26 protein-coding genes are annotated in these 25,273 nt (G+C 65.8%); 5 read left to right on the top strand and 21 right to left on the bottom strand.

From position 1 onward, the window contains the following. Nucleotides 1-22 precede the first annotated feature (22 nt). Both BHE01S_RS29320 and BHE01S_RS29325 read right to left on the bottom strand, forming a co-directional pair. Entirely contained in the window at nt 23-664 is a 642-nt protein-coding gene (locus tag BHE01S_RS29320) for a Vgb family protein (RefSeq protein WP_042270158.1), read from the bottom strand. Between the two features lie 35 nt (nt 665-699). Next, on the bottom strand, nt 700-1,920 hold the full coding sequence (locus BHE01S_RS29325) for a hypothetical protein (RefSeq protein WP_042270254.1): 1,221 nt from the start codon (nt 1,918-1,920) through the stop codon (nt 700-702). Between the two features lie 149 nt (nt 1,921-2,069). Between BHE01S_RS29325 and BHE01S_RS29330 the strand changes: the two genes are divergently transcribed. Together BHE01S_RS29330 and BHE01S_RS29335 are read left to right on the top strand one after the other, a co-directional pair. After that, a complete protein-coding gene (locus BHE01S_RS29330) occupies nt 2,070-2,834 on the top strand; it encodes a DUF899 domain-containing protein (RefSeq protein ID WP_042270161.1) in 765 nt (254 codons plus the stop codon). Nucleotides 2,835-2,842: 8 nt separating this feature from the next. Next, entirely contained in the window at nt 2,843-3,652 is an 810-nt protein-coding gene (locus tag BHE01S_RS29335) for a DUF2182 domain-containing protein (protein ID WP_042270163.1), read from the top strand. A gap of 232 nt (nt 3,653-3,884) precedes the next feature. Here BHE01S_RS29335 and BHE01S_RS29340 read toward each other — a convergent pair whose 3' ends face one another. From BHE01S_RS29340 to BHE01S_RS29380, 9 genes are all read right to left on the bottom strand, one after another. After that, on the bottom strand, nt 3,885-4,250 hold the full coding sequence (locus BHE01S_RS29340; RefSeq protein ID WP_042270166.1) for a BON domain-containing protein: 366 nt from the start codon (nt 4,248-4,250) through the stop codon (nt 3,885-3,887). A gap of 35 nt (nt 4,251-4,285) precedes the next feature. Then, a complete protein-coding gene (locus BHE01S_RS29345) occupies nt 4,286-5,437 on the bottom strand; it encodes a porin (RefSeq protein WP_042270168.1) in 1,152 nt (383 codons plus the stop codon). Nucleotides 5,438-5,555: 118 nt separating this feature from the next. After that, on the bottom strand, nt 5,556-5,888 hold the full coding sequence (locus BHE01S_RS29350) for a Rieske (2Fe-2S) protein (RefSeq protein ID WP_042270170.1): 333 nt from the start codon (nt 5,886-5,888) through the stop codon (nt 5,556-5,558). Nucleotides 5,889-5,921: 33 nt separating this feature from the next. Then, the gene (locus BHE01S_RS29355) at nt 5,922-6,632 is read right to left on the bottom strand and encodes a DsbA family oxidoreductase (protein ID WP_052406179.1); all 711 of its coding nucleotides are present in this window, start codon (nt 6,630-6,632) and stop codon (nt 5,922-5,924) included. After that, on the bottom strand, nt 6,619-7,179 hold the full coding sequence (locus BHE01S_RS29360) for an RBBP9/YdeN family alpha/beta hydrolase (RefSeq protein ID WP_042270172.1): 561 nt from the start codon (nt 7,177-7,179) through the stop codon (nt 6,619-6,621). The genes BHE01S_RS29355 and BHE01S_RS29360 overlap by 14 nt, the downstream gene beginning before the upstream one ends. Before the next feature lie 22 nt (nt 7,180-7,201). After that, a complete protein-coding gene (locus BHE01S_RS29365) occupies nt 7,202-8,050 on the bottom strand; it encodes a TauD/TfdA dioxygenase family protein (protein WP_042270174.1) in 849 nt (282 codons plus the stop codon). A 10-nt stretch (nt 8,051-8,060) separates the two neighbouring features. Continuing rightward, nucleotides 8,061-9,041 carry a quinone oxidoreductase family protein gene (locus BHE01S_RS29370; RefSeq protein WP_042270176.1) on the bottom strand — a complete coding sequence of 327 codons (981 nt, stop codon included), beginning with the start codon at nt 9,039-9,041 and terminating at the stop codon, nt 8,061-8,063. Between the two features lie 74 nt (nt 9,042-9,115). Next, nucleotides 9,116-10,447, bottom strand: a complete 1,332-nt coding sequence (locus BHE01S_RS29375; protein WP_042270178.1) for an MFS transporter — start codon at nt 10,445-10,447, stop codon at nt 9,116-9,118. A 126-nt stretch (nt 10,448-10,573) separates the two neighbouring features. Beyond that, a complete protein-coding gene (locus BHE01S_RS29380) occupies nt 10,574-11,629 on the bottom strand; it encodes a BKACE family enzyme (RefSeq protein WP_042270258.1) in 1,056 nt (351 codons plus the stop codon). 245 nt (nt 11,630-11,874) lie between these two features. Between BHE01S_RS29380 and BHE01S_RS29385 the strand changes: the two genes are divergently transcribed. Next, nucleotides 11,875-12,876: an AraC family transcriptional regulator gene (locus BHE01S_RS29385; RefSeq protein WP_042270180.1), complete on the top strand. Its 1,002-nt coding sequence runs from the start codon at nt 11,875-11,877 to the stop codon at nt 12,874-12,876. A gap of 50 nt (nt 12,877-12,926) precedes the next feature. Here the strand turns inward: BHE01S_RS29385 and BHE01S_RS29390 are convergent, their stop codons facing one another. Together BHE01S_RS29390 and BHE01S_RS29395 are read right to left on the bottom strand one after the other, a co-directional pair. Next, nucleotides 12,927-13,568 (bottom strand): response regulator transcription factor, encoded by a 642-nt coding sequence (locus BHE01S_RS29390; protein ID WP_042270183.1) that lies wholly within the window; start codon nt 13,566-13,568, stop codon nt 12,927-12,929. Beyond that, nucleotides 13,565-14,863, bottom strand: coding sequence for a sensor histidine kinase (locus BHE01S_RS29395; RefSeq protein ID WP_157025712.1), 1,299 nt, complete (start codon nt 14,861-14,863; stop codon nt 13,565-13,567). Before BHE01S_RS29395 ends, BHE01S_RS29390 begins: the two co-directional genes overlap by 4 nt. Before the next feature lie 1,075 nt (nt 14,864-15,938). Between BHE01S_RS29395 and BHE01S_RS29400 the strand changes: the two genes are divergently transcribed. Both BHE01S_RS29400 and BHE01S_RS29405 read left to right on the top strand, forming a co-directional pair. Continuing rightward, complete coding sequence (locus tag BHE01S_RS29400) at nt 15,939-17,414, top strand: DUF3300 domain-containing protein (RefSeq protein ID WP_042270262.1); 1,476 nt, start codon at nt 15,939-15,941, stop codon at nt 17,412-17,414. Nucleotides 17,415-17,425: 11 nt separating this feature from the next. After that, entirely contained in the window at nt 17,426-18,343 is a 918-nt protein-coding gene (locus tag BHE01S_RS29405) for a DUF2950 domain-containing protein (RefSeq protein WP_042270185.1), read from the top strand. Between the two features lie 37 nt (nt 18,344-18,380). Here the strand turns inward: BHE01S_RS29405 and BHE01S_RS29410 are convergent, their stop codons facing one another. The 8 genes from BHE01S_RS29410 to BHE01S_RS29445 form a co-directional block, all read right to left on the bottom strand. Then, complete coding sequence (locus tag BHE01S_RS29410; RefSeq protein WP_042270186.1) at nt 18,381-19,214, bottom strand: hypothetical protein; 834 nt, start codon at nt 19,212-19,214, stop codon at nt 18,381-18,383. 19 nt (nt 19,215-19,233) lie between these two features. Next, nucleotides 19,234-19,866, bottom strand: a complete 633-nt coding sequence (locus BHE01S_RS29415) for a PqiC family protein (protein WP_245639893.1) — start codon at nt 19,864-19,866, stop codon at nt 19,234-19,236. Then, on the bottom strand, nt 19,863-21,488 hold the full coding sequence (locus BHE01S_RS29420; protein WP_042270188.1) for a PqiB family protein: 1,626 nt from the start codon (nt 21,486-21,488) through the stop codon (nt 19,863-19,865). Before BHE01S_RS29420 ends, BHE01S_RS29415 begins: the two co-directional genes overlap by 4 nt. Beyond that, nucleotides 21,472-22,806: a paraquat-inducible protein A gene (locus BHE01S_RS29425; protein ID WP_042270190.1), complete on the bottom strand. Its 1,335-nt coding sequence runs from the start codon at nt 22,804-22,806 to the stop codon at nt 21,472-21,474. The genes BHE01S_RS29420 and BHE01S_RS29425 overlap by 17 nt, the downstream gene beginning before the upstream one ends. A 72-nt stretch (nt 22,807-22,878) precedes the next feature. After that, on the bottom strand, nt 22,879-23,265 hold the full coding sequence (locus tag BHE01S_RS29430) for a response regulator transcription factor (protein ID WP_042270192.1): 387 nt from the start codon (nt 23,263-23,265) through the stop codon (nt 22,879-22,881). Between the two features lie 96 nt (nt 23,266-23,361). Next, entirely contained in the window at nt 23,362-23,952 is a 591-nt protein-coding gene (locus tag BHE01S_RS29435; protein ID WP_042270194.1) for a DUF1344 domain-containing protein, read from the bottom strand. A gap of 12 nt (nt 23,953-23,964) precedes the next feature. Further along, on the bottom strand, nt 23,965-24,543 hold the full coding sequence (locus BHE01S_RS29440) for a BPSL1445 family SYLF domain-containing lipoprotein (protein ID WP_042270266.1): 579 nt from the start codon (nt 24,541-24,543) through the stop codon (nt 23,965-23,967). A gap of 188 nt (nt 24,544-24,731) precedes the next feature. Then, nucleotides 24,732-25,205 carry a glycine zipper family protein gene (locus BHE01S_RS29445; protein WP_042270196.1) on the bottom strand — a complete coding sequence of 158 codons (474 nt, stop codon included), beginning with the start codon at nt 25,203-25,205 and terminating at the stop codon, nt 24,732-24,734. Nucleotides 25,206-25,273: the final 68 nt, after the last annotated feature.

A 25,273-nucleotide genomic window follows, 5' to 3' on the forward strand; every position in this document is an offset into this window, starting at 1 on the left:
GGGCGATTGCGCGCCCGCTCGCCTAATCCTCGCGCCTGGGCCGCCGCACCGCGCGAATCTTCCCGCTGTTGCCGCCGCCGCAGAAAAACTGCTCGCCGCCATCGGACTCGAGCCCCGAAACGGCGGTTCCGGGCGGCATGTCGAGCTGTTCCAGCACTTCGCCCGTGCCCGGATCGATACGCCGCAAGTCGCTCTCGTCGCCTTCCCAGGTGCCGTGCCACAGTTCGCCGTCCACCCACGTCACGCCCGTGACGAAGCGGCTCGATTCGAGCGTGCGCAAAATCGCGCCCGTCTGCGGATCGACCTGATGGATCTTGCGCTCGCGATACACCCCGACCCAGAGCGTGCCGTCCGCCCACGCGAGCCCCGAGTCGCCGCCGCCTCCCGGCGCGGGAATCATGGCGAGCACGCGGCCCGTTTCGGGGTCGATCTTGTGGATGCGGTCCTCGGCGATCTGAAACAGATGCCGCCCGTCGAAGGCCGTGCCCGCGTGCGCCGCGACGTCGATCGAGCGCTGCGTCTGGCCGCTCTCAGGATCGAGCGACGCGATGCGCTCGCCCACGGCGAACCACACCTGCTTGCCGTCGTACGTGACGCCACCCACCTTGTCGATGCCGGGATAAGGGCCGTACTCGCGGACGATTTCGGCAGTCGTTCGTTTCATGATTTCCTCCTTCGATGCAGGGACAGGCGCTCATCCTAATCGCCCGGCAGCGGCGCGGGGAGTAACAAGGTCGTCGCGAATCCGGGGACGGGCGGCGTGGTCCAGCGGCGCGCGCGCCCGTAGCCGAACGACTGCACCTTGTCCGCCGCGGCGAGCGAATCGAGCGCACGCTGCACGGTGCGCTGGCTCGCGCCGAGCGCGAGCGCCAGCGCCGAACTGGACCACGATTCGCCATCGGCGAGAAAAGCCAGCACGGCAGCGTGCTTTTCCTCCACAGGCCGCGCCAGCACCACCACCTCGCTCGCCTTGCGCGGCGACAGCGCAAAACCCTGCTGGGTTGCGCCGATATCGGCGACGTCGCGCAACAGCGTACGCAAGCGGCCGATTTCCACGCGCAGGCGGGCGCGATGCGTTTCGTCGGCGTGCTTCGTGCGAAAGGCGCTGGCGATGAGCGCGTCGCGCGGCACGTCGGCGGGCCACGCCTGCGCGAGCGCGCGGGCGAGCACGAACAGCACGGGGCGCCGTGCAAGTTCGATGACGGTCGCGCCCTCGCGCACGACGTAGCGGCACGCGTCCACGATGAGCGCCTTCGAGGCGAGCAGCGCCTCGACGTCTTCCAGCAGCAACACGCGCGCTTCACCGCGCGCGATGAGGCGCGCCGCCGGCGAGGTCAACAGCAGCGCGGCGCTTTCGATCTCGGCGCTCAGCGCTGCGATGCCCGCCTCATGTGCGGCGCGCGCGGCCTCGGAGAGCGAGCGACGCGCCGCCTGCGTTTGAATGCGCCGCATGGCAATGCCGGCGGCGATCAGCTCGTGGGCCGCGCGCAATGCGGGCGGCAGCGGCGCGGGATCGGCTTCGGCAAGCATGCCCCCGGCTTCGTCGAGCCGGCCGACGAGCAGCAAGCGGCGAATTTCCAGGTAGCGCGCATGCGCGGCATTGAGGCGGTCGCCATGGGCTTCGAGCGTTTGACGCGCCGCAGCGAGCGTGTCGGTCGGCCAGCCGAGATCGCGCGAGGCGAGCGCGATTTCGGCCTCGGCGACGACACAGCGCGCGCGCGCCACGGCCTCGCGCGAGCCGAAGCCGCGGGCCGCGCTGCGCAGCAGCGCTTTGGCGCGCGCGAAGTCGCCGAGCTGCGCCATGGCGATGCCGCGCAGCGCGAGCGCGGGCGCGTCGCCGCGCAACGCGACCCGGTTCAGCGCGCCGAGCGGATCACCGGCCGCGAGCGCGCGCGCCGCCGCCGTGAACAGCGAATCCATGGTCATGGGAATCCCGCCACACTTGTCACTCCCCCTCCTTCCGGGTCCGGACCTAATCTAACACGGCGATCGAACGAATCATCGATCGAACGGTGCGGCGGTGCCCACAGCACGCCGCCATCAAAGCGAATCCATAGGAGGACCAGGCAATGGCAACCCATACCACCGGAACACGCGAAGACTGGCTTGCAGCGCGTATCGAACTGCTCGCAGCCGAAAAGGAGCACACACGGCGCGGCGACGCGCTGGCGCAGCAACGCCAGGCGTTGCCATGGGTGCGTGTCGACAAAATCTATCGTTTCGAGACCGAAGACGGCGGCGCCACACTCGCCGATCTCTTCAAGGGCCGCTCGCAACTGCTGGTCTATCACTTCATGTTCGGGCCGGACTACGCGGCGGGCTGCCCGTCGTGTTCCTCGATTGCGGATGGCTTCGACGGCATCGCCGTGCATCTCGCGAATCACGACGTGCGGCTCATGGCCGTGTCGCGCGCGCCGCTCGCGAAGCTGCTGGGCTACCGCAAGCGCATGGGATGGCATTTTCCGTGGGCCTCGTCGAGCGGCAACGACTTCAACTTCGATTTCAACGTCTCGTTCACCACCGCGCAGCAGCGCGCGGGCGACATCGAATACAACTACGCGCGCAGCGGCCACGCCATGGACATGAATCCGCCGCCCGCGCCCGTTGCCGAGTTCGCGGCGAGCTGCGGCACCGACGCGGCGACCTATACGCGCGACCGTCCGGGCCTCAGTGCATTCGTGCTCGAGGACGGCGTGGTCTATCACACGTACTCGACCTACGCGCGCGGCCTGGACGGCGTGTGGGGCATGTACCAATGGCTCGACCGTGCGCCGAAGGGACGCAACGAGGCCGGCATCTGGTGGCACCGGCACGACGAGTACGCGGAAAACTGAGGCGCATCATGGATAACGTCGGCATGACGGTACGGCGGCACAGCGGGGCGCCGCGTGCGATTTTCTTCGGCGTCGCGGCGCTGGTCTTCGCGGCGAGCGCGGCGGCAACGGTCGTCTGGTGCGCTTCGATGCAGGCGATGGGCGGCACGCCTATGCCGGGCGGCTGGACGATGTCCGCGCTCTGGACGCCCCTGTGTGGACACACCTGGTTCGACGCCGCCGTATCGTTTGCCGGCATGTGGAATGCAATGATGGTCGCGATGATGTTGCCCGCGGTCGCGCCGGCTTTGTGGCGCTATTTCGAGGCGGTGAGCGAAGCGCGCGCGGCGCATGCGGGTGGGATGACTGCGATGGCCGGGGCGGGCTACTTCTTCGTGTGGCTCGTGGCTGGGGTGCTCGTGTTCGCGGCGGGGGCACAACTTGCCGCGCTGGCGGTCGAGGCACCTGAGTTGGCCCATTCCGCGCCAGCCGTGGCGGGTGTCGTCGTCGTGATCGCGGGTGTGCTGCAGTTCTCCGCGTGGAAAGCGCGGTGGCTGGCGTGCTGCGGGAACGTGCCGTCGTGCGGGCATGCGCGGCTCGATGTGCAAGCGGCGCTGCGTCACGGCTTGAAGCTCGGCCAGCATTGCCTGTGCTGCTGCGCGAATTTGATGGCGGCACTGCTCGCCGCCGGTGTGATGGATCGGCCTGCGATGGCTCTGGTCGCGGTGGCGATTGCCGCGGAGAGGTGGGTGCCGGGTGGCGCAAGAGTCGCACGCGGGATTGGCGCGGCGGCGATTGCGGTGGGCCTGGTGATGGTGGCGCGGGCGGCGGCTGCATAAAAAAATCGCCGTTCCGCATCCGCGAAACGGCGATAAAACGCTCCGACTCTAACGTCGAACTCGCGCCTCAAGACTCGCGCCTGCACACGAGCCCGATCGACGCTCCGGATGGTGATTCGTCATCCGGAGCAACAGCAAGAGGTCGACTGGATTCCACCTCCGTGCTGCTGGGCGAAGCCCGGCGCAACCGGGGACGCCCGGCAGCACCGCGCTCCACGCCTCTTGTGGCGGCTTACATGCCGCCCAAAGACTTCTGCACCGTCAGCTTGTTCGTCACCGACGTCACACCGGGAACGCCCTTCGCAATCTCTTCGACTTTACCAGCCTGTGCTGGGTCGGCAACCGTACCGGTGAGCGTCACCGCGCCGGACTTCGCGCGCACGCTGATGTTGCCCGCGTTGATCGACTTATCCTTGCCGATGGCCGAATACACCTTGCGACGCAGCGCGCGATCCGCCTGCCTGCCCGTCGGCGCCGCGGCCCCCGTGGCAGCCTGGGCGCCGGCAGGCGCGAGCGCGTCGCTCTGGGGCTGCGCCCATGCGCTCATGCAAGCCGCCAGCGTCGCGATCGCCAGGCCAACTACCGTGGTTTTCTTCATGAAATGTGCTCCGTTTCTTCTCGATAGTGGGAGGATCAGAACGTGTGACGAATACCGACCATGGCCGCCGTCGTCGACCGGCCCGGCGCGACCGGCGCACCGTAGATAATCGTCTGGTTCATGGTCCCCTTGTTGCTGACGTAGCCGACCTGGGCGTAGGTCCTGGTCGCCTTCGAAAGGTTGTATTCGGCGCCTACGGCGACTTCGCTCGAATGATTCGCCGTGTTGTTGCGGTCCTTCAAATAGTAGTAGCCCGAAGTCACCTTGAATGCCGGACTGAACTGGTAACCCAGGCCAGCCGAAATCATTTCGAAGTTATACGTTGCTTTGCTCAACAAGCTGGACGAGTTCGCCGAGCTGAACGAGCCGGATATCGAGAATCCGCTGATCGTGTACATCGCGCCGACGTAATAGAAGTTGTTGTTGTTGCGGCCCGTCGCCGGCGCGGCCGGTGCCGTCGGATAGTTGCCCGGGAACGGGTTGGTGTCGTGCCCGCTGTAGTACACGCCAGCCAGGTTCAGGCCGTAATTCGAATACTTGAGCACGGCCGACTCGCGCGTGCCGCCCTGGAACTGCCCCGGCGTGCCGCCCGGCGCGTACTCCAGCGCGAGCGACGCACCGTAGAACTTGGGCGAGTTATAGACGATGGCGTTGCTGTCATAGAGCGCGCCGATCGGCGCGTTCGTGCTGGTGCCGGGCCAGCCGGCCGCCTGATTGAGGCCCAGCCACGCTGTCAGGATACTGCCGAAATACTGCGCGCCGCGAACGTCCGTGTCCGACATCGCATAGATCATCGGAATGATCTGCCGGCCCGCGTCGATCGAACCGAACCAGCCCGATCCGCCGATGGTCGCAAACTGGTTGAAAACCGCGGTCACGCCCGGCGTGTCGGACAGACCCGTCTTGCCGTTATTGGACGTGAACGACCCCTGAAGCTTGAAGTTGATCTTGTACCCGCCGCCAATGTCCTCGGTACCCTTCAAGCCCCAGATGCTGGAGTAGATACCGCCGTCCTTGAGCTGCCAGGTGCTCCCGAGATTCTTCGCAGTGCCGGAAAAATTGGCGGCCGAGGTGCTCTGATACAACACGCCGCTGTCGACGACGCCATAAAGCGTGACCGACGATTGCGCATGGGCCACGCTGGCGAACAGGGCCAGCGCTGCCAGGCTGCCGAACTTCAATTTCATTGTCTCTCTCCGTGTGTGTGGCTGTCCGGCGGTCCCGGCGCCTTTTGGTGTGACCTGAAAGGTTTGTTATCCTAAGTGACCCGTTTACGTATACGATAGCGAACGGGGCGCCGCACGGTTATGCCCGGCGGGAAGCCGGCGTTTCCATCACGCTCACCAGCAGCTTGCCTTCCACGGCCCGCACAGGAAACGTCGTGAGCTTCAGTCCGGCCGTGCCGGGCATACAGCCGCTGCGCACGTCGAAGCGCAGTCCATGCGCCGGGCAGCGCACCATGCATCCTTCAAGCGGGCCGCTCGCGAGCGAGGCGCCGTTGTGGGGGCACGCATTGTCGATCGCGTGCAGCTGTCCTTCGATATTGAACAGAACGATGCTGCGACCATCGACGAAAACCAGCTTGCGCTGGCCCGGCGCAAGTTCGTCGGCCATGCCGACGGGCACTTCACGTGTCATTCCCGTTCCCCCTCCGATTTCCTTCAGCTTGCCTCAGTGAGCGATCGCCAGCGCCATCGTGCCGGCCATCGCCACCGGTGAATAGACGCCCGAGAGCGAATAACCCGTGTTGAACACGAAATACGGCACGCCGTTCACCTGCGGGTCGGCGTAGGGCGTGCGCTGACCCGTCGTGTCCGCGAGGCGCTTCGATGCGGCAATGTGCGCTGCCAGGCTTTCGCGCTCGAGGCCGCATTCGAGACCCAGGCGTTCGAGCACCGCGTAATCGCCGATGTTCTGGCCTTCCATGAAGTAGGCCTTGAGCACGCGGTCGATCAGCGCCGCGCTCTGTTCGCGCGCGCCGCGGCTGACGGCAAACGTGACGAGGTCGTGCGCGGCGGCGGTGTTCGGCAGCACCTCGATGCGCTCGAACGCGAACTCCACACCCGCGTCGCGCCCCGCGCGCTGCACCTGCGCACGCCGTGCGGCCACCGCTTCGGCACTGCCCAGGCGGTCGCGATAGAACACGTGATACGGCATGCCTTCGAGGGGCGTCCACGGCAGCAGCTGGTGCGAGCGCCACTGCACACGCACGCGCACGTCGGGCCGCGACAGCGCGAAACGCGCGAGCGCTGCGTCCAGATTGCGCTTGCCGATCAGGCACCACGGGCAGATGAAATCGAAGAAGGCTTCGATCGTCAGGACGGGCGGCTCGCCCGCGTCGCGACTCGCCTGCGCCGCCCACTTTTGATCAGACAAGTTCATGAATCAACATCTCCGCCATGGGCCATTCGCCAAAACCCGCTGCGGGATTCAGGTGACCGACTTCGCCCAGGTCGACGAGGCTGCTGCCCCAGTCCTTCGCCATGGCCTCCACGCGCTCGAAGCGCGCGAGCGGGTCGTTGCGGCTTGCGCCCACGATGCTCGGGAACGGCAGCGGCTTGCGCGGAATCGGGTGCCAACCGTTCCCGGCCAAGGCTTCGAATGCCGGATAACCGGGCGGCAGCGGCGTTTCGAGGTCGGCCGGCGCGGCGAGCAGCGCGCCATGAATCTTGCGGCTGTGCCGCTGCGCCCAGTGCACCGTGATCATCACGCCCGCGCTGTGCGCGACGAGAATGACGGGACCGTCGATCTGCGCGAGCGCCGCGTCGAGCGCGGCCACGCGCGCCGCGCAGCTGAGCTTGTCGTGCTCGAGCGGCGGCACCGAAGCCGCGTTGGGCAGCTTTTGCTGCAGCAGCGTTTGCCAGTGCTGCGCCACGTGGTCGCGCAACCCCGGGACCATCAGGACGGTCGGTGTGGTCTTCAGCGTCATTTTTTATGGTCTCCCGCGCGCTTCAGTACGGCTTGTCGCCGATAATGCCGGCGCGTTCCATCTTGCGGTGGCACGGCGGGTAGTCCATCACCGCATAGTGCTGGGTGCTGCGGTTGTCCCAGATCGCGATGCTGTTCGGCTTCCAGCGCCAGCGTACCTGGTACTCCGGAATATAGGCCTGGCTCACGAGATAACGCAGCAGGTCGCCCGCACCCGGGTTGGCATCCTGCCCGAAGCGCACGCGCTCGGGTGTGTGATAGTTCGTGAAGTGCGTCGTGAATGCGCTCACGAACAGCACCTTCTCGCCGGTCTCCGGATGCGTGCGCACCACCGGATGTTCCGCGTCGGGAAACTGCGCCTTCAAGGCATGGCGCTTCTCGATCGGCATGGCCGCGCCGAAGCTCGCCTCGATGCTGTGGCGCGCATACAGGCCGGCGATCTGCGCCTTCACGTGTTCGGGCAGCTTCTCGTAGGCGAGCACCATGTTCGCCCACATCGTGTCGCCGCCCACGGGCGGGCACTCCACGCAGCGCAGCACCGCGCCGAACTGCGGCGCCTCGCGCCACGTAGCGTCAGCGTGCCAGGCGTTCTCGTAGCGGTCGTTGGGCTGGTCCGGGTTCTTGTAGATGCGCACGAGGCCCGGATGGTCGGGGTCGCTGCCCGCAACCGGATGGTCCTCCAGTTCGCCGAAGCGGCGCGCAAATGCCACGTGCTCGGTGCGCGTGATGTTCTGATCGCGCAGGAACAGCACGCGGTGCTCGAGCAGCGCCGCGCGAATCCCGGCGAAGAGCCCGTCGTCGTAAACGGCATCGGCGAGATTCACGCCGGTCAGTTCCGCGCCGATGGCATAGGTCAGTTGTTCGACTTTCATGCTGCATTCCTCAGATGACGAAGACCGACGAGCCCGTCGTCTTGCGTGCTTCGAGGTCGCGATGCGCCTGCACCGCGTCTTCCAGCGCGTAACGCTGGTTCAGTTCGATCTTGATGCGGCCCGCCGCAACGTGGCCGAACAGCTCGGCGGCAAGCTCGTTCTTCTCCGCGGGGTCGGCGATATAGTCCGCCAGCGCCGGGCGCGTGAGATAGAGCGAGCCCTTCATCGCGAGGACCTGCGGATTGAACGGCGGAATCGGACCGGAAGCCGTGCCGACGCAAACCATCAGGCCGCGCCGCTTGAGCGAGTCGAGCGACGCCTCGAAAGTATCCTTGCCCACGCTGTCGAACACCACGTTCACGCCCACGCCGTTCGTCAGTTCGCGCACGCGTTTCGCAACATCTTCGCGGCTGTAGTAGACGATGTGGTCGCAGCCATGCGCGCGCGCCACTTCGCCCTTCGCCTCGTTCGACACCGTGCCGATCACCGTGAGGCCGAGCAGCTTCGCCCACTGCGAGACGATCAGACCGACACCGCCTGCCGCTGCATGCAGCAGGATCGTGTCGCCGGCCTTGAAGTCGTGAATGCGGCGCATGAGGTACGCCGACGTGAGGCCTCGCATGGTCATGCCGGCCGCCGTTTCGCACGCAATCGCGTCGGGCAGCTTGATGAGCGCAGCCGCCGGAATCAGGCGTTCGGTGCTGTACGCGCCGAGCGTGTTGATGAAGCCGGTGTAGGTCACGCGGTCGCCCACCGCGACGTTGCTCACTTCGGGGCCCACGGCCTCGACCACGCCCGCGGCTTCCACGCCCATGCCGGCAGGCAGCGGCACGGGGTAGAGGCCTGAGCGGAAGTAGGTATCCGCGAAATTCAGGCCCACTGCCTCATGACGCAGGCGGACCTGTCCGGGGCCGGGCTCGCCCACTTCAACGCTCTCGTAGCGCAAGACTTCGGGACCGCCGGTTTCGTGCAAGCGTACTGCTTTCGCCATGTTCAATCTCCTATCCTTTACTCGAACGCATTGACTCGAACTCAGTCAAGCTGACTCGAACTGCCTGTTCAATTTCATCGTTGTGCGTGGCCGCCGGCTTCTTCGCGCAGTGCGTTCACACGATCCAGATCGACGGCATAGTTGCGCTTGCCGATCAGGAAAACCGCTGCCGCGACGAGCGGCGCAAACGGTACGAGCTGCAGCGCGCCCAGCAGGCCGATGTGGTCGGCGGCCATGCCCGTGAGCACCGCGGCGGGCGCAAGGCCGAGCAGGTTGTTCGCCAGCGTGAGCGTGGCGAACGCCGAAGCGTGGATCGACGGCGGCGTGAGATTCGCCACCATCGCGCCCGAGGGACCCGCTGCGCCTGCGCAGAAGAACATGGCCGCGCCGATCAGAACCAGCTGTGCCGGGCCCGCCGGTATGCGCAAGCCCACCGTGAGCAGCGTGAAGCAGATCAGGCAGTACGCAATGGCAATGCTCCATTTGCGCGCGCCGTTATCCTTGCTGATGCGGTCCGCGAAGTTGCCGCACACCACCATGCCAACGCCCGTCACCAGCACGAACAGCGCGGCGGTCGCAGCCGCTTTGCCGGTCGCCATGCCGTAGTAGCGGTTCAGAAAGCTCGGCAGCCAGCTCCACACGGCCGCCGGCACGAGCAGATGCACGCCGCTGCCCACATACGCGCACACCACGGAGCGCGTGGAAAACAGACCCTTGAGCAGCGCGCGCAAGCTCATGCGCATTCCAAGGCCATTCGCTTCGCGGCTCACGCCTGCCGGCTGCAGCGGGGCAAGGCGCTTTTCCGTGACGACGATGCGATAGATCACGACCAGCACAATCCCCATGGCCGCCATCGCGCCAAAGGCCGCGCGCCAGCCGAGCTGCGCCGCCACTGCACCGCCCAGCGCCATGCCCAGCACCGAGCCGAACGCGCCGCCCGCCATGAACGCGCCCGTAATCGTGGAGCGCAGCCGTACCGGAAAAATACTCAGGACAACGGCAATACCCACGCTGCCATAAGCCGCTTCGCCGATGCCGACGAAGGCGCGCGCCAGCAGCATTTCGCCGTAGTTCGTCGAGAGCGCGCAGCCGAGCGTGGCGATGCTCCACAGCGCTGCCATCAGGACGATGCTCTTCACGCGTCCCCAGCGGTCGGCGAGCACCGAAAGCGGAAACGTGAGCACGCCCACCATCAGCGCGACCACGCTGCTCAGCGAGCCGAGCTGCGTGTCCGTCAGGTTCCATGTGGTCTTGAGCAGCGGAAAAACCGCATTCAGGACCTGCCGCGACATGTAGTCCGAAAGCAGCAGCCCGACCGTCAAGGCGAACACCACCCACGCGTAAGCAGGCACGCTCGTCTTTGTCGTCGTCAATTCGCCCGCGGTGGGCTCGGCATGCGTGAGCATGGGTTATCTCCGTGGTGTCCCGCTCTTCGTCGGGTTCCGTTGTTCTCTCAGGTCTGCCGGCGGCCACAAGGCAAGCGCCGGACACCTGTTTGCAGGCCCGCGCTCGCGGCGCGGGCCCCACTACGATTACGCCGCGCGCAGCGGCAGGTTCTTCACGCCGGCCACGCGGTTCGGCGCCATGCCGTTGGCCGCGAGCGTTTCGTCGACCGTCTCGTACTGCACGCCAATGCGGTAAATCTCGCGCGCTTCCTTGCCCGTGGCAATTTCACGGCCCAGTTCGCGCGCCACGCGCACGCACTGCTCGATCTGCTGCACGGACGTGAAGCGCTTGCCGTGCTGGTCGATGATCGTATCTTCGATGCCGCAGCGCGGATGCAGACCCATCGACATCGCCATCATGTTGAACGGCAGCACGTTCTTGAGCAGCGATTCCGCCGTGACCGTGCAGCCATCCGGCGCGCGATGCACGAAGTTGAAGAAGTTGAACGGGTTCGGGCCGTCGAAGCCGCCGCCAATGCCGATCCACGTGAGGTTCAGCGGGCCCTTGTACGCGCCCTTGCGCACGAGGCGCTCGAGCGTTTCGAGCGCGTGGATGCCCGTGAGCTGGAAGTGCGGCTGAATGCCCGAAGCCTGCAGGCGGCGCAGATGCTCCTCCACCCATGCCGGACCGGCCGGCACCGTCATTTCGCTGTACGCGGCCATGAGCGCCGGGTGCGACAGCGACGTGCCCTCCAGGTATTCCGGATAAAGCAGCTCCATGATGTTCATCTGCGTGGTGTTGATCGCCACGGTCACCTGGTCCGGCTTCGGCTCGAGGTCAGCCAGCATGTGGCGCGTGTCGTCGGAGAGCCACCTGGCAGCCTGGCCATCGTCTTCCGGCGCGAACGAGATCGAGCCGCCCACCTGGATGATCATGTCGGGCACCGCCGCGCGCACGCCTGCGATCAGCTCGTTGAACTTCGAGAGGCGCTTGGAGCCCTTGCCGTCGAGTTCGCGCACGTGCAGGTGCAGCACCGTCGCGCCCGCGTTGTAGCAGTCCACGGCCTTCTGGACCTGTTCTTCCATCGTCACCGGAATGTCTTCCGGGAAGTCTTCGGGCATCCATTCCGGGCCATACGGCGCGGTGGTAATCACAACCTTGTCCTGGTTCTCGGGGTGCAGCGAATCGTCGAGGAATTGCATCGTGTTCTCCAATATGAGGGACGGTATCTCAACGTTTGGCAACGTGACCCAGCGCCTGAAATACCGCTCGGAACCTGGCTGATCCGTTGAGATGCACGATACGGCAATCCTGCGCTACACTTTTCTGATCGCGCGCCATCGTTTTAGCTTTTCGCGCCACCAGGCGTTAACACCGACATAAGCGCAAGCCCATGTTCTACGGCTGACGAGGCGCAACGCGGCCGCAGCAAGGAGGAGACACGACAATGGAGACAACCGCGAGTTCGGTGTCGATGAGCGGGTATTTCGACATCGCAAAGCGCGTAGGGCTTAACCCGGTCGAGCTTGCACGCGAGGTGGGAATCGACGCCGCGGCGCTCGCGAATCCCGATGACCGCATTCCCGTCGCCGCGGCCTGCGTGCTGCTGGAGCGCTCGGCCGAAAAGGCGTCGTGCCCGACTTTCGCGCTCCAGATGGCCGAGGTCCGGCACAAGTTCGGCAGCGGCGTGGTCAACATTCTGCTCGCGCACAAGCGCACGCTGCGTGAAGTGCTGCTCGCGACCGCCGAATACCGGCACCTGCTCAACGAGGCGCTTGCCGTGTATGTCGAGGACGCGGGCGCGACGGTCACCATCCGCGAGGAACTGGTGGTCGAGCCGGGCATTCCCACGAACCAGGCCATCGAACTCGCGGTGGGCGTGCTCGCGCGCCATTCCGGCGCGCTGCTGGGCGAGCACTGGAAACCGCGCGCGGTGCACTTCGTTCACCGCGCGCCGCCCAGCCTCACGTTCCATCGGCGTTTTTTCGGCTGTCCGCTGGAATTCGGCAGCGACTTCAACGGCATCGTGTGCACGGCCGCCGATCTCGACTACCCGAACCCCGCCGCCGACCCGGAACTGGTGCGCTACGCGGAGAGCCTCGCCGAATCGCTCAACGCGACTGGCGTCGATTCCACGGCGCTCGAGGTGCGCAAGGCGATCTACCTGCTGCTGCCGCTCGAGCAGGCCAGCGTCGAAGGGGTGGCCGCGCATCTGCGGCTGAGCGTGCGCACCATGCAGCGCCAGCTCGGGGCCGCCAATACGAGCTTCACGCGGCTCGTGGAGGAAGTGCGGGGCGAACTTGCCGTGCGCTACATGAGCAACCCGCGCTATCCCATCGGACGCGTCTCCGACCTGCTCGGCTACGCCCAGCAGGGCTCGTTCACGAACTGGTTCAGCGCGCGTTTCGGCATGACGCCGCGCGACTGGCGCAATAGCCATTTGAAATGACGGAACGACCGCGCGCGCCCTGCCCCTCGGTCCCTTGGTCCCTTGGTCCCTCAGCCTGTATGCGCAAGCGGGTGCGACTCGGGCGCGTCGGCATCGAACGTGGTCATGAGCCGCACCAGATCGGCAAGCGAGTTCGCTTTCATCTTCTCCATGACGCGCGCGCGGTGAATCTTGATCGTTTTCTCCGCCGCGCCCAGTTCGTCGGCCACGAGCTTGTTCGGCCGACCCGTCACCACGAGCGCCATGACCTCGCGCTCGCGCGGCGTGAGCTTTTCCACCCGGCGCTGGATCTCCGCGCGCTGCTCGCGTTGTTCGTACAGGTGGCAGGCGCGTTCGAGCGCGCGCGCCGTGGCTTCGAATAGCACCTGCGCGTCGATCGGCTTCGTCAGGAAATCCGATGCGCCGGCCTTCATCGCCCGCACCGCCGTATTCATGTCGCCATGGCCCGAAACGAAGACGATCGGCACGCTGCCCTCGAGCCGCTGCTGCAATTCAATGCCGCTCAAGTCGGGCAACTGGAGGTCGAGCAGCAGACACGCCGGCGCGCCGGTCAGGTCCGCGCCGTGCAGAAAGGCGCTGGCGCTGCCGTACGCCTGTGCCGTGTAGCCGCCGGAACGCAGCAAGCGGCAGAGTGCGTTGCGAACGTGCTCGTCGTCGTCCACGACGAACACGATGGGAGTTGGCGAGTTCATGGTGAAAAACGCGTAGTCGTTTGCACGCACGCGCCCTGAGCGGGAAGTTCGATATGGAACGTGAGTCCGCTATCGGCGTTGCGCTCGGCCCAGAGCTGGCCGCCGTGCGCCATGACGATGGTGCGGCTGATGGAGAGGCCAAGACCCAGACCTTGCGGCTTGGAGGTCATGAAGGGCTTGAACAGCGTGACGAGCCGGTCGGCATCGACACCCGGACCATGATCGCGGATGGCGAGGCGCACCCTGGCGCGATCCTCGCTCGCCGTGACGACGATGCACACCCTGCGGTCTTGCACACGGCAGTCGTGCACCGCATCGAGTGCGTTCAACAGCAGATTGACGAGCACCTGCTGCAGCTGAACCGCATCGCCGCGCACTTGCGGCAGCCCGTCCTCGATTCGCGCGCCCACCGCCGCGCCGCAGGTTTCCGTCTCGCGGCGCAGCAGGCGTACCACGTCGCGCACGAGGCTGCCTACGTCGACCGGGCACAACTCGGGCGGCTCGCAGCGCGCCGACTGACGCATCTTGCGGATGATCGCGTGAGCGCGCGTGCTATCGGACACGACCTCGCCAAGCAGTTCCCGCAGGTCGCTCATGGCCGGCGGGCTCTGCGCGAGAAACCGCTGCGCCGCCTGCGCGTTGCTGAGAATGGCCGTGAGCGGCTGGTCGACTTCGTGCGCGAGCGCGGCGGCCATGTCGCCCACTTCGGATGCCCGTTCCCGACGCAGCCGGCGCGGTTCGTTGCTGAGTTCCGCGAGCATTGTGTCGTGACTTTCCGGTTCGATGACGACCACCATGCGCGCCGCGGGTCCGGCCGCGAGCGACGCCGAAGCGCTCACATGCACGTCGATATCGGCGCCGTTCTTCGAGCGGGCGATGGCCACGCGCGTCACGCTATGGGGCAGTCCTTGCGCGGACTTCAGTGCGCCAAACGACACGGGACGCGCGTCTCTTCGCCAGGCGACGAGTACGTCTTCAATACGCATACCGATCAATTCGCCCAAGGCGTAGCCGAGCACGCGGGTGGCCATGCCATTGGCCCATGCGACCTTGCCTGCTTCGTCGATCACCAGCGCCGCCGCGGACACGACTTCGAGGACGCTGTGCAGGCTTTGCGCAATAGCTTGCGTAGCCTGCGCCGATACGTGGCCGGATTTGCGCGCGGCCCATGCCTTCCCGTTCGGGACACTGCGTGGCTTGATCCTGTCGAGCCACGCCAGCAGACCGGCCGCTGCGTGTTCGGCTCGCGATCTGCCCAGTTTTAGTTTTTCGTTCCCCATGTCTGCCCTGATCACGGTGTCCTCCGACTACGCTGCCCCGCTCCGGTTTGCGAAACGTTTCAAACGCTTCGGCGCCGAAGCAGAACGGATTTGACGAGCACCCGAATTCCGGCCGTTTTTGGGGCAGGCTGCGCCCCCAATACCGACTACCGCCTACTTTTGATTTTCGAAAAACGCTCCGGCAGTTGCGGAGAATGAATCAGTCATTGAAGAAAAGAACGGATGGGATCATGATTGCGGAACCATGTTACGGTGCACTTTCACCGCGTTTATTATATGAAAGAAATTGCCGATGATTCATCCCGCGCGCAATGATTTTCGATAAGTTTTTCCGCATACAGCGCCACGCAAGCGCTCCGGGTCATGAAAGCGCTTGCACCGGCCTATATACACTGACTATTTTACGGGAACATTTGCGAACGTTTTCCTGGATTTAGATAAATGGCTCGCGAAATCAACTTCATTCAAAACGAATAGCGATTCCGTTATTTGTCGTGCGAATTGTCGATTCTGTTTTTTATGAAATAACCGCAGCCATTATTTCGAACGGGAACCGCGTTGAATGGCCGTGGCGGATCCGTCACAGCTTCAGCGCGTGACGCGCTCGTACGGCTTTGTTGCCGATCAAGGCGCCGAAGCCGGCATTGCTGCACTCGCCGCATGCGGCTGCGTCGCATTTTGCTGACCATGCTGCTGGGACTGGTTCGAGCGGGCCTTGTGTTCCGCTTTGCGCTGCACGTCCCGCATCTGCTTCGTACCCATCGTTCCCGCTTGTGCAAATACTTCAGACATGAAAACGGGCGCGCAAAGCAGGAGCGCCAATGCACACGGCGCAGCAAAACGCATTTTCATTCTGGACCTCCAGGTATCGGCACTGCCAGCCTCGACGAGTGAATAGCATCGTTGCGCCGCCGTTGCGGTGTCAATAGGACTCTGGTCCGATTGCCAGCCCAGAGCGGCTTACCGGACTATACCCGTGGGGCTCTGCGCCTCGCCATACTCGAACAGGAATGCGCGCACGCGCTCGCCCCTTCACGTTGTCGCTATCCGTCCCGCAGTCCGGTTGAGCAAACGAATGGAAGGATCGGCCATGACCTTATGGATCAAACAACGCACGTACACGCTCTGCCTGCTCGTGCTCGCATTGCTCCTGGCAGGCGCTCAAGCGGTGCGCGCGCAAGACGCGCCGCAGCCGGCCCCATACAAACCCGAGGAACTGGAGGCGCTCGTCGCACCCATTGCGCTCTATCCCGATTCGGTGCTGGCGCAAGTCCTGATGGCATCGACTTACCCGCTCGAAATCGTGCACGCGGCGCGCTGGGTCAAGGAGCACCCGAAGCTGAAGGGCGACGAAGCCGTCAAGGCCGTACAGGACCAGCCGTGGGACACGAGCGTGAAATCGCTCGTTGCGTTCCCACAGGCGCTCGAACCGATGAACGACAAGCTCGACTGGACCCAGAAGCTCGGCGACGCATTCCTCGCGCAAGAAAAAGATGTGCTCGCCGCCGTGCAGCGCCTGCGGGCGCGCGCACAGGACTCGGGCAACCTGAAGAGCAACGAGCAGCAGAAGGTCGTGGTCGAACAGCCGCCCGCGCAAGGCGGCCAGACCATCGTGAAGATCGAGCCGGCCAACCCCGAGGTGATCTACGTGCCCGCGTACAACCCCACGGTCGTTTATGGCGCATGGAGCTACCCCGCCTACCCGCCGTACGCCTGGCCGCCCTATCCCGCTTACTATCCCGGCGGCGCGCTGATGACCGGCTTCGCTTGGGGCGTCGGGCTCGCCGCCGCGGGCGCGATCTTCAGCAACTGCAACTGGGGCGGCGGCGACGTCAACATCAACGTGGACAAGGCGCGAAACGTCAATCGCAACTTCGACAGCACGAAAGTCCAGGGAGGCAAGTGGCAGCACGATTCGAGCCACCGCCAGGGCGTTGCCTACCGTGACAATGCTACGCGCGAGAAGTTCGGCAACAACGTGGCAGGCGCAGACGGCCGCCGCGACTATCGCGGCCGCAGCGGTCAGAACGGCCAGAACGGCGCCAGCGTGGCTGACCGCGCCGGCAACCGCGGCGGCGGCGCAGGCGGCGAGGGCCTGGGCAGTGGCAACCGCGGGAATCAGGGCAATCGCGGGGGCGCAGGCAATAACGCGAGTGTCGGCAATCGCGCAAACTTCGCCGACAACGGGGCGGGTGGAAATCGCGGGAACCTCGGCAATAACGGCACCGGCGGCAATCGCGGAAATCTCGGCGATAACGGCGCCGGCGGCAATCGCCCGAACATCGGCAATAGCGGTGCCAACGGTGCCGGAGGCAATCGCGGCGGCATGGGCAACAACGCCGGCGCGAGCAATCGCGTGAGCACCGGGGCAGGCGCCGGGTTTGGCGGCGGCGGGGGCTATAGCGGCGGCCGTGACGGCGCCTTCCAGGGTGTGGGCAGCGGCGGCGCCACTCAGCGCGACGCGAGCCGCGGCCGCTCCAGCATGCAGTCTTCAGGGTTCAATCGTCCGAGCGGCGGCGGCGGGATGCGCGGCGGTGGCGGCGGTCGTGGCGGCGGCAGACGCTAAGGAGAACGGCCATGAGCAGACATGAGTTTCTCCGTCCCGCTGCATCGACAGCGCTCGCAGCGGCGATTGCCATCGCACTCCTCGCGTACGCACCGCGGCCTTGCGCGGCCGCCGGCCAAAACACCTTCGCTACACCCGACGCGGCGATGGCCGCGTTCGGCGACGCCGTGGCCGGCAACGACGAAGCGGAACTGCGCACGCTCCTCGGTGCAGATTTCCGCCGGCTCATACCGCCGGTTGGCGCGGAGATCCGCGACAAATTCCTCAGTGAATGGCGGACTTCGCACACCATTCAGGATACCGATGCAAATCATGCGATGATCGCCGTTGGCGACGACGGCTGGACCTTGCCGATCCCGCTCGTCAAGACCGCCCAGGGCTGGCACTTCGACACGCATGCCGGCGTCGAGGAGATGCGCGTGCGCCGCATTGGCCGAAACGAGCTTGCCGTGATGCAGACGATGCTCGCGGTCTACGACGCGCAACGCGAATATGCGCAGACCTATCACGACGGCAGCAACATGCTGGTCTACGCCAGCAAGCTCGCGAGTTCGCCCGGCAAGCAGGACGGCCTGTACTGGCCGACCGGCCCCGACGCCACGCCGAGCCCGCTAGGCGTCGCATTCCTCAAGGCCGGCGCGCGCAATGCCGAAAACGCCGGTTACTACGGCTACCACTACAAGCTGCTGACCTCCCAGGGTCCGCACGCGCCAGGCGGCGCGTATAACTACCTGGTCGACAACAAGCTGTTCGGCGGCTTTGGCGTCGTTGCCTGGCCGGTGCGGTACGGCGACACGGGTATCAAGACATTCATGGTGAGCCATGACGGCCAGGTCTACGAGCGCGACCTCGGCCCGGATGGCGCGGCGAAGGCCGAAGCGATGACGTCCTTCGATCCGGGCCCGGGCTGGTCGAAGGCTTCGCCGTGACACCCGGCATCGGCCCAACCTCGACGCAGCGCCGCGGTCAAGGCGCGTGCGCAGGTTCGGGGGCGCTCGCTCGCGCCGGCGCCTCTTCGCCGAGCATGTAGAGCAGTAGCGCGTCGCGGTCGGGTCCGCTCATCGCCGCCGTCGAGCGCATGAGCACCGCGCTCGCCCAGCAGATGTCGGCCATCGTGGCGCCCGGCCCGCCGTTCGTGACGCGCTCGAGCCGCGCCACGGCTTGCGGATCGCCAGCGAGCGCGGCGTTGACCGCATCGTCCAGATGCCGCAACGCCTGCTCGTACGCCCCGGGTGTGGGCAACCTGACCGGCGCGGCGAGCACGGAACGGATCACCACGCGATACAGCAACGAGAAGTATTCGGCCGTGTCGGCATCGCTCATGCTGCCGATCGACATGCTTTGGTCGATGTCCTGCACGCTCGCCATGCCCCGGCAATTGCCGCGCGCCGCGCGGCCCATGTATTTCGCGAGCAGCGTGAAGTACGCCAACCGGTCTTGCGGCGTCAGACGCACAATGCCGCCGCGGATCAGGCGCTCGCGCGCCGCGTCGTCGCGCAGCCGCGCTTCGAGGCCCGCCGCCCCGCCGGGCATGGCGACCGCTACGGCCGGGTCCGCACGCAGCCGGTAGAACCAGGCTTCGACGATGCGCGCCTTGATCGTCTCCTGCTCCACACCGGCCTCGCGCAACGCCGCCGCGCTTTGCGCGGAGGTCGGCTCGGCGGGCGCAACAACGTAATCGAGCACCGCGAAGAGTCCCGCCGGCGTGTCCTCGTTACGCGGCACACTGCCCGATGCATCGTGGCCCATCAGCGCCAGCGCAATGGACAGTGCGAGCGATGCACAATGCAACGTCTTCATGAGATCCCGCGTGGCGTACTCACTCCGTCGCACTGCCAACTGTTGGGTGATCCGCGCGAATCGCGGCGGCAATGTCCGCGCTGATGGTGGCGAGTGCGCGATCGTGCGCGTCGACGAGCGCGCCGTAGTCCTGACTCGTCACCTGCTCGTGCGCCACCGTGTGCCCGAGCGTCAGCGCCTGGTGGCCCGGCGGGCGAACGACCCATTGAGCATCGATCGTCACCGAGTCTCCCAGTACGCTGTCAATGCGTGTGATATCCACGCGAACGCGCCAGACCGGCGGGATGGCCGCGCCATCGAACGTCGAGACGTGCGCCGTACCGAGCCGCTGCGCAAGGTCCGCGGCAACGACACGCCCGACGTCCAGCTTGAGCGGCGTGGCCCAGCGCGCGAACTCGTTCATCTGGATCGTGTTGTCCGGATTGCGCGTCACGATTTGCGGGCGGTCCACCATGTCGGGCACGGTCACGGGACCGACGATGACATCGAGCGCAGCAGCGCCCGTTGGCACGGCGGGCGATGTGTTTGACGCCACCGTGTTCGCCAGGTCGGCGCGCAGCGCATAAAACGTGGGCGACGGCGAGGAGCAGCCGGCCAGGCACGCCAGCGCAGCGGCGAGAGCGCGAGACGCGGTCAGGTTGCGGCGGTTCACTGCTTGCCTCCTGGTTTGCCCTGCACCACGGCCTCGGGATGGCGCTCGAGATAATCCGTGAGCATGCGCACGGAGGCGGCGGTGCGGGCCAGTTCACGCATGGCGTCGCTCGTGTTCTGCTGGAGCTGCGAGTCGGGCTGCAAGGCGTCGGTAGCCGAGTTGAGCGTCGATTGCGCCGCCGAGAGCGTGTCGTGCGCCTGCGGCACGACGTCGGTGCCAAGCTTCGCCATCACGTCGTTCGCGCTTTGCAGCGTGCGCTGCGCATTCGCGCCGATCGCCTCGAAAGGAATGCCGTTGAGTTTGGCGAGCAGCCGCGTGAGCGAATCCTGCAGCGACTGCAACGTGCGCGGCACCGTCGGCATCTCGGGCGGCGTCCTCGACCAGTCGATCTTCGCCTTCGGTGCATCCGGGAAGGTGTCGAAGGCGACGTAGAGCTGTCCCGTGAGCAGATTACCCGAGCGCAGCTGGAACCGGAAGCCGCTGGCAATCAGGAACTCGGCAAGCTGGCGCGGTTGGTCGGTGAGGCGGCCGGTCGGGTGGCCATTCTCGAAGCGAGACGTAAAGCGCTCCGGATACAGATTGATTTCAACAGGAATGCTGAACTGTTTCCTGACCGGGTCGAAACGCGTGTAGATACGTGTGACCTCGCCGATCACGACGCCGCGGAAATCGACGGGCGCACCCACGGTCAGCCCGCGTACCGAATCGTAGAAGGTCACGACGTAGGTGTCGACAATGCGATAGTGCTCCTTCATCGAGTCGGCGTGCGTGGCGTAAAGCTCGAACTTCGAGTTGGCGTCGGCCTCCGGCGCTTCACCGCCGGCATCGGCGTCGGGCGTTTCGAACGCCACGCCGCCAATGAGCAGCGACACCACCGACTGCGTGTTGATCTGCACGCCGTCCGGGCTTAGCGAGACGTCGAGTCCGCTCGCATGCCAGAAACGCGTGTCGCTGCGCACGAACCTGTCGTAGGGCGCGTTCACGAACACGCGCAACGTCACGCCCTTGCCGTTCGGGTCCATTTCATAGGAAGCGATCTGCCCGACCTGAAGACGGCGGAAAAACACCGGCGAGCCGACATCGAGCGAGCCCATGCTCACGCTGTGCAGCACGAACTCTCGCCCCGGAACATCGCCCGGGATGACAGGCGGCACTTCGAGTCCCACGAAGTCGTGGCGCGTCTTGCCGGAGTTGCCCTCGTCCATGCCCACATACGAACCCGAGAGCAGCGTGCTCAGGCCCGAAACGGTGCCGCCCGAAATGCGCGGGCGCACGACCCAGAAGCGCGTGTTGTCGACGAGCATGCTCGCCGCGTCTTTCACGAGCTCGCCGGTCGCGATCACACGCTTGTGATCGGGCGAGAGCGTGACCGCCTTCACCACGCCGATATCGACGTCCCTGTATTTGATCTTCGTTTTGCCGGCCTCGAGGCCGTCGCCGGTCTTGAAGCTGACCGTGATGGTCGGTCCCTCCTCGATGACTGCCTTGGCGGCGAGCCAGCCGCCAATGAGCACCGCGACGATCGGCACGAGCCATACGATCTGCATGCGCCAGCGCGAGCCGCGCACCGGCTTCGCCTCGGGCAGGTCCGGCAAGGAATCGCCGTCACCGGGCGCTGCCATTTTCCCGCTCCATCGCGTCCCAGATGAGACGCGGGTCGAACATGTTCGCGGCGAACATCGTGAGGATCACGACGGCGCCGAATGCGATCGCGGCCGGGCCCGCCTTGATCGTGGCGAGCGCGTTGAACTGCACCAGCGCGACGAGCATCGTGATCACGTAGATGTCGAGCATCGACCAGCGTCCGACCAGCTCGATCAGCCGGTAGATGCGCGTGCGTTGCTCGGGCAGCCAGGTCCAGCGGCGCTGCGTGGACCACGTCAGATACGACAGCCCGAGAATCTTCAGCATGGGCACGGCGATGCTGGCAATAAACACGAGCAGCGCAAGCGGCCAGGAACCCGACACCCACAGATACACCACGCCGCTCATGATCGTGTCCTTCTGCGTGCCGAACAGCGAACTCGTGTCCATGACGGGCAGCACGTTCGCGGGCACGTACAGCACCATCGCCGCGACCAGAAGCGCCCAGGTGCGCGAGAGACTCGCGACCTTGCGCATGTGCAGCGCGCTGCCGCAGCGCGGACACGCCGCCGCATGCGCGGCCGCCGGCATGCGCGCGAGCAGCCCGCACGCGTGGCAACGCGCGATGCCGCACGCGGCGCCCGTGAGTGGGACTGCAGCGTGCTCGCCTCGCGCTCCGGGTACCTCGCCAGGCGCAACGCCCGTTCTCACGTTGGGCACGTATGGCGCGTTGAGCGCGCTGGCGGGCTGCGTCGCCCGCGCCACGCGCAACCAGAACTGGCGCACGTCGAACGCCGCGCTCGCGCCCGCGAGCACCAGCATCAACGCGCCGAACGACCACAATGCAACGCCCGTCACGACCGTTGCGATATGGGACAGCTTCACGAGCGCGACCAGCAGGCCGAGTATCAGCACCTCGGTCATTCCCCATGGCCGAGCGATGTACATCGCGCGAAACAGGAGCGGCGCCTGCCAGGGCGCGCGGTCGATCGCGAGCGGCACGAGGAGGGCGAGCAGGCAAACGATCTGCATACCCGGCATGAGGATCGTCGTGGCGAACACCAGCGCCGCGATGGGCCACATGCCGTCGAGATAGAGAATCCCGACGGCATGCCACAGCGTCGTGCGCACGAGATTGCCGTTCACCGAGAGTCCGACGATCGGATACAGATTGGAAATGACAAACAGCACGAGTGCGCCCAACGCAAGCGCGAGCGCACGGCTAAGGCTTTCCGGAAGATCCCGCTCCAGTTCGGCGTTGCAGCGCAGGCAGCGCAGCGTGCCACCCGGCGGGCAAGACGCGCCGCGCTGCATGAGATCGCAGTCGTGGCAAACAAGAAGCTCCGCGCGCTTCATCGCGGGGCCTTCCCGGATCCGGTCCTGGCGTGGTCGATTCATCGTCGCTGTACCGATTCGGCATGCGGGGCGTCAGCCTGGCGGAGCCACGCCAAGCACCGCATGAACCGCGCCGATGAGCGCGGAGTCGTCGAACGGCTTGCGCAGGTACGCAACCGCGCCGGCGGCCTGCGCCTGCTCGCGCACGCGCGCATCGTCGTGCGCCGTAATCACGATGCACTGGATGCCGGTTCCGCCCAACCGGCGCTGCACCTCGATACCGTTGATGCCGGGCATCTGGATATCGAGGACCACGCAGGCCGGCGCGCGAGGCGCCGCGGCCGCCAGCGCGTCGAGAAAGGCCTCGCCGCTGGTGTACACGTCGGAGTCGATGCCGACCGACTTCAACAGGCGCTGGATCGCTCGCCCGACCGACTCCTCGTCGTCGACGACGGCCACGGATCGTGTCACGTTGTTCATTTGACTAAGCGTTCGGTTACCGGTGAGGACAGCCGGACGGGCGCCGCCGTGAGGGCCGACCGGCATCCTGAGCGCAAGCGGCTGCCCCATGCGCGGCTACTTGTGTAACGCAGGCTTGACGGATACGGCGAACGCTTCCGTATACACTGCCTCGACCTGATCGCCGACCTGCACGCCTGCGAGTTGCTGGGGATCTTCGACCCGCAAGTCCATCGTCCCCCCTTCGGGTCCCATCAGCGTGACCGTTTTTGTTTTGGTGTCGACCGCCACGACATTTGCCGTGACCTTCACCTCGCGCCCCACCATGCCGCCGGGCTTCTCGCCGGCAGCCGCGCGCTCGACCTGCGGCGTTTCCTGTACCGAGGTCTCGCCGCCGCCTCCCTTCTTCAGGCTCAGCGTGAGGGATTCCTTATAGGTCATCGTCACGACATCGCCAACCTTTAGTTGATCGAAGTTTCTGACTTCCGGTCCCAGCTCGGCTTCGACCAGCTTGCCGTCGTGGCGCTTGAGCGTGACGGTGCGGGTATCGGCGTCGATCTTCGTAATCGTCGCCGTCACCTTGTGCATACCGGCGACGGTTGCCTTGCCCGGCTCGTGCGTCACGTTGGCCGTCGTCTGGCCCTGGGCCGCGGCAAGCTGCGCCGCGGCGGCGATGACAGCTGTTACAACCCACTTGAGGTACGGCATCGCGACCTCCTGTTACAGATCGAGTTTCGTCACCTTCGTGCCGGCGACCGACGCATCGGCCATGATGCCCGTATTGGTCATCACGATCGCCTGAACCGGCGCCGTCGCGGTTCTCGTGTCGATCTGCCCATTCGCACCGACCTTGACGAGTGCAACGGCTACGTCGCCGCCAACCGACCAGCCCTTCGAATTGCGGAACTTGTCGAGCGAGTCCTGCGTCATGAAGAGAAAGATCACGGCGGTGGACTGCACCCCCGCCTGCAAGCCGAACGAAGCCGCCGCCGTGCTGTAGTAACCGACCGTCGATCCGCCTACGCGCAACGCACCCTGGCCATATGAGCCGCCAATAATGAACGCTGCCTTGCCGACCGAAGGAAAGACCAGCACGCCCTGCGACTTGGCAACCAGTTCCTGCGAGCCCGGCACAGTCGAGAACAGCCGGGACATCGTGCCGTCCACGGCCGCATCGATCTCCTGGCGTTTCGCCGCGTCGGTCGCGCCGCTCGTCCCACTGTTCGTGGTCGTGCTGCAACCCGCTGCGGCCAGCCCGGCCGCGGCCGCCGCCGTAAGCACAAAAATCCGTCGCTTCATTGTTTCCTCCATTGAGTTTAGACAGCCCGGACACGGCACTCACGCATGCGGATCGAACATCACGCGGGAATGAGACGTTGCTCGCACATCGTTGCTCAGCGTTGAGTTACATGGTCTCAGACGCGGCACACAGGACAAATCGGACCTTGGTCTTACGCCGCCCCGCGCCGCAGCGCACACCGCGCGCGCTACTGCACCGTGTAGCCGCGCCCTTGCATGCACGCGGCAAAAGCCCGGTTGAACGTGTCAATCGCGCCCTGCTGCTGTTGCTGGGCGTTGGCCTGCTGGGCACGCCGGTTCTGTCTCGCGCGCGATCCGCCCACCATCGTTCCGGCCGCGGCGCCTACTGCTGCACCCCTGCCCGCGTCGCCTGTGATCGCGCCGATCACCGCGCCGCCCGCGGCGCCGCGCGCTGCGCCCTGAACACGCTCGCCACCGCCCACGGCCGGGCCTGAAGGCGGCGGTGGCGTCGACGCAACCTGCTTCGGATCGATACCCGTGTTGCTCTTCGCCCACGAGTAGCACGCCGATTCGTCCGCCTGCTGTTGCTGCGCGCTTTGCCCCTTCGCGGGATAGGCAATTGGGGTTGCCTGCGCGGCACTCGTCAAAAGCAGCACGGCGGCGCACAGGGCGCCAGTCCGGCGATTTATATAGGTATCCATATCAACTCCTTGAGCGCGTGCGGGATCGCGCCGATCACGCCTGCTGCTATCGGCGGAAGGTTGGGAAG

It is taken from the genome of Paraburkholderia heleia NBRC 101817 (genome assembly GCF_000739775.1).
GTDB lineage: Bacteria > Pseudomonadota > Gammaproteobacteria > Burkholderiales > Burkholderiaceae > Paraburkholderia > Paraburkholderia heleia.

Bases quoted from the DNA above. Each gene is read 5' to 3' on its own strand.
- BHE01S_RS29440 (WP_042270266.1), bottom strand. From the start codon at position 24,543: ATGAAGCGACGGATTTTTGTGCTTACGGCGGCGGCCGCGGCCGGGCTG.
- BHE01S_RS29380 (WP_042270258.1), bottom strand. From the start codon at position 11,629: ATGCAATTCCTCGACGATTCGCTGCACCCCGAGAACCAGGACAAGGTT.
- BHE01S_RS29330 (WP_042270161.1), top strand. From the start codon at position 2,070: ATGGCAACCCATACCACCGGAACACGCGAAGACTGGCTTGCAGCGCGT.
- BHE01S_RS29320 (WP_042270158.1), bottom strand. From the start codon at position 664: ATGAAACGAACGACTGCCGAAATCGTCCGCGAGTACGGCCCTTATCCC.
- BHE01S_RS29345 (WP_042270168.1), bottom strand. From the start codon at position 5,437: ATGAAATTGAAGTTCGGCAGCCTGGCAGCGCTGGCCCTGTTCGCCAGC.
- BHE01S_RS29340 (WP_042270166.1), bottom strand. From the start codon at position 4,250: ATGAAGAAAACCACGGTAGTTGGCCTGGCGATCGCGACGCTGGCGGCT.
- BHE01S_RS29335 (WP_042270163.1), top strand. From the start codon at position 2,843: ATGGATAACGTCGGCATGACGGTACGGCGGCACAGCGGGGCGCCGCGT.
- BHE01S_RS29405 (WP_042270185.1), top strand. From the start codon at position 17,426: ATGAGCAGACATGAGTTTCTCCGTCCCGCTGCATCGACAGCGCTCGCA.
- BHE01S_RS29355 (WP_052406179.1), bottom strand. From the start codon at position 6,632: ATGAACTTGTCTGATCAAAAGTGGGCGGCGCAGGCGAGTCGCGACGCG.
- BHE01S_RS29385 (WP_042270180.1), top strand. From the start codon at position 11,875: ATGGAGACAACCGCGAGTTCGGTGTCGATGAGCGGGTATTTCGACATC.
- BHE01S_RS29420 (WP_042270188.1), bottom strand. From the start codon at position 21,488: ATGGCAGCGCCCGGTGACGGCGATTCCTTGCCGGACCTGCCCGAGGCG.
- BHE01S_RS29325 (WP_042270254.1), bottom strand. From the start codon at position 1,920: ATGGATTCGCTGTTCACGGCGGCGGCGCGCGCGCTCGCGGCCGGTGAT.
- BHE01S_RS29370 (WP_042270176.1), bottom strand. From the start codon at position 9,041: ATGGCGAAAGCAGTACGCTTGCACGAAACCGGCGGTCCCGAAGTCTTG.
- BHE01S_RS29350 (WP_042270170.1), bottom strand. From the start codon at position 5,888: ATGACACGTGAAGTGCCCGTCGGCATGGCCGACGAACTTGCGCCGGGC.
- BHE01S_RS29445 (WP_042270196.1), bottom strand. From the start codon at position 25,205: ATGGATACCTATATAAATCGCCGGACTGGCGCCCTGTGCGCCGCCGTG.
- BHE01S_RS29425 (WP_042270190.1), bottom strand. From the start codon at position 22,806: ATGAAGCGCGCGGAGCTTCTTGTTTGCCACGACTGCGATCTCATGCAG.
- BHE01S_RS29430 (WP_042270192.1), bottom strand. From the start codon at position 23,265: ATGAACAACGTGACACGATCCGTGGCCGTCGTCGACGACGAGGAGTCG.
- BHE01S_RS29410 (WP_042270186.1), bottom strand. From the start codon at position 19,214: ATGAAGACGTTGCATTGTGCATCGCTCGCACTGTCCATTGCGCTGGCG.
- BHE01S_RS29360 (WP_042270172.1), bottom strand. From the start codon at position 7,179: ATGACGCTGAAGACCACACCGACCGTCCTGATGGTCCCGGGGTTGCGC.
- BHE01S_RS29400 (WP_042270262.1), top strand. From the start codon at position 15,939: ATGACCTTATGGATCAAACAACGCACGTACACGCTCTGCCTGCTCGTG.
- BHE01S_RS29390 (WP_042270183.1), bottom strand. From the start codon at position 13,568: ATGAACTCGCCAACTCCCATCGTGTTCGTCGTGGACGACGACGAGCAC.
- BHE01S_RS29375 (WP_042270178.1), bottom strand. From the start codon at position 10,447: ATGCTCACGCATGCCGAGCCCACCGCGGGCGAATTGACGACGACAAAG.
- BHE01S_RS29365 (WP_042270174.1), bottom strand. From the start codon at position 8,050: ATGAAAGTCGAACAACTGACCTATGCCATCGGCGCGGAACTGACCGGC.
- BHE01S_RS29435 (WP_042270194.1), bottom strand. From the start codon at position 23,952: ATGCCGTACCTCAAGTGGGTTGTAACAGCTGTCATCGCCGCCGCGGCG.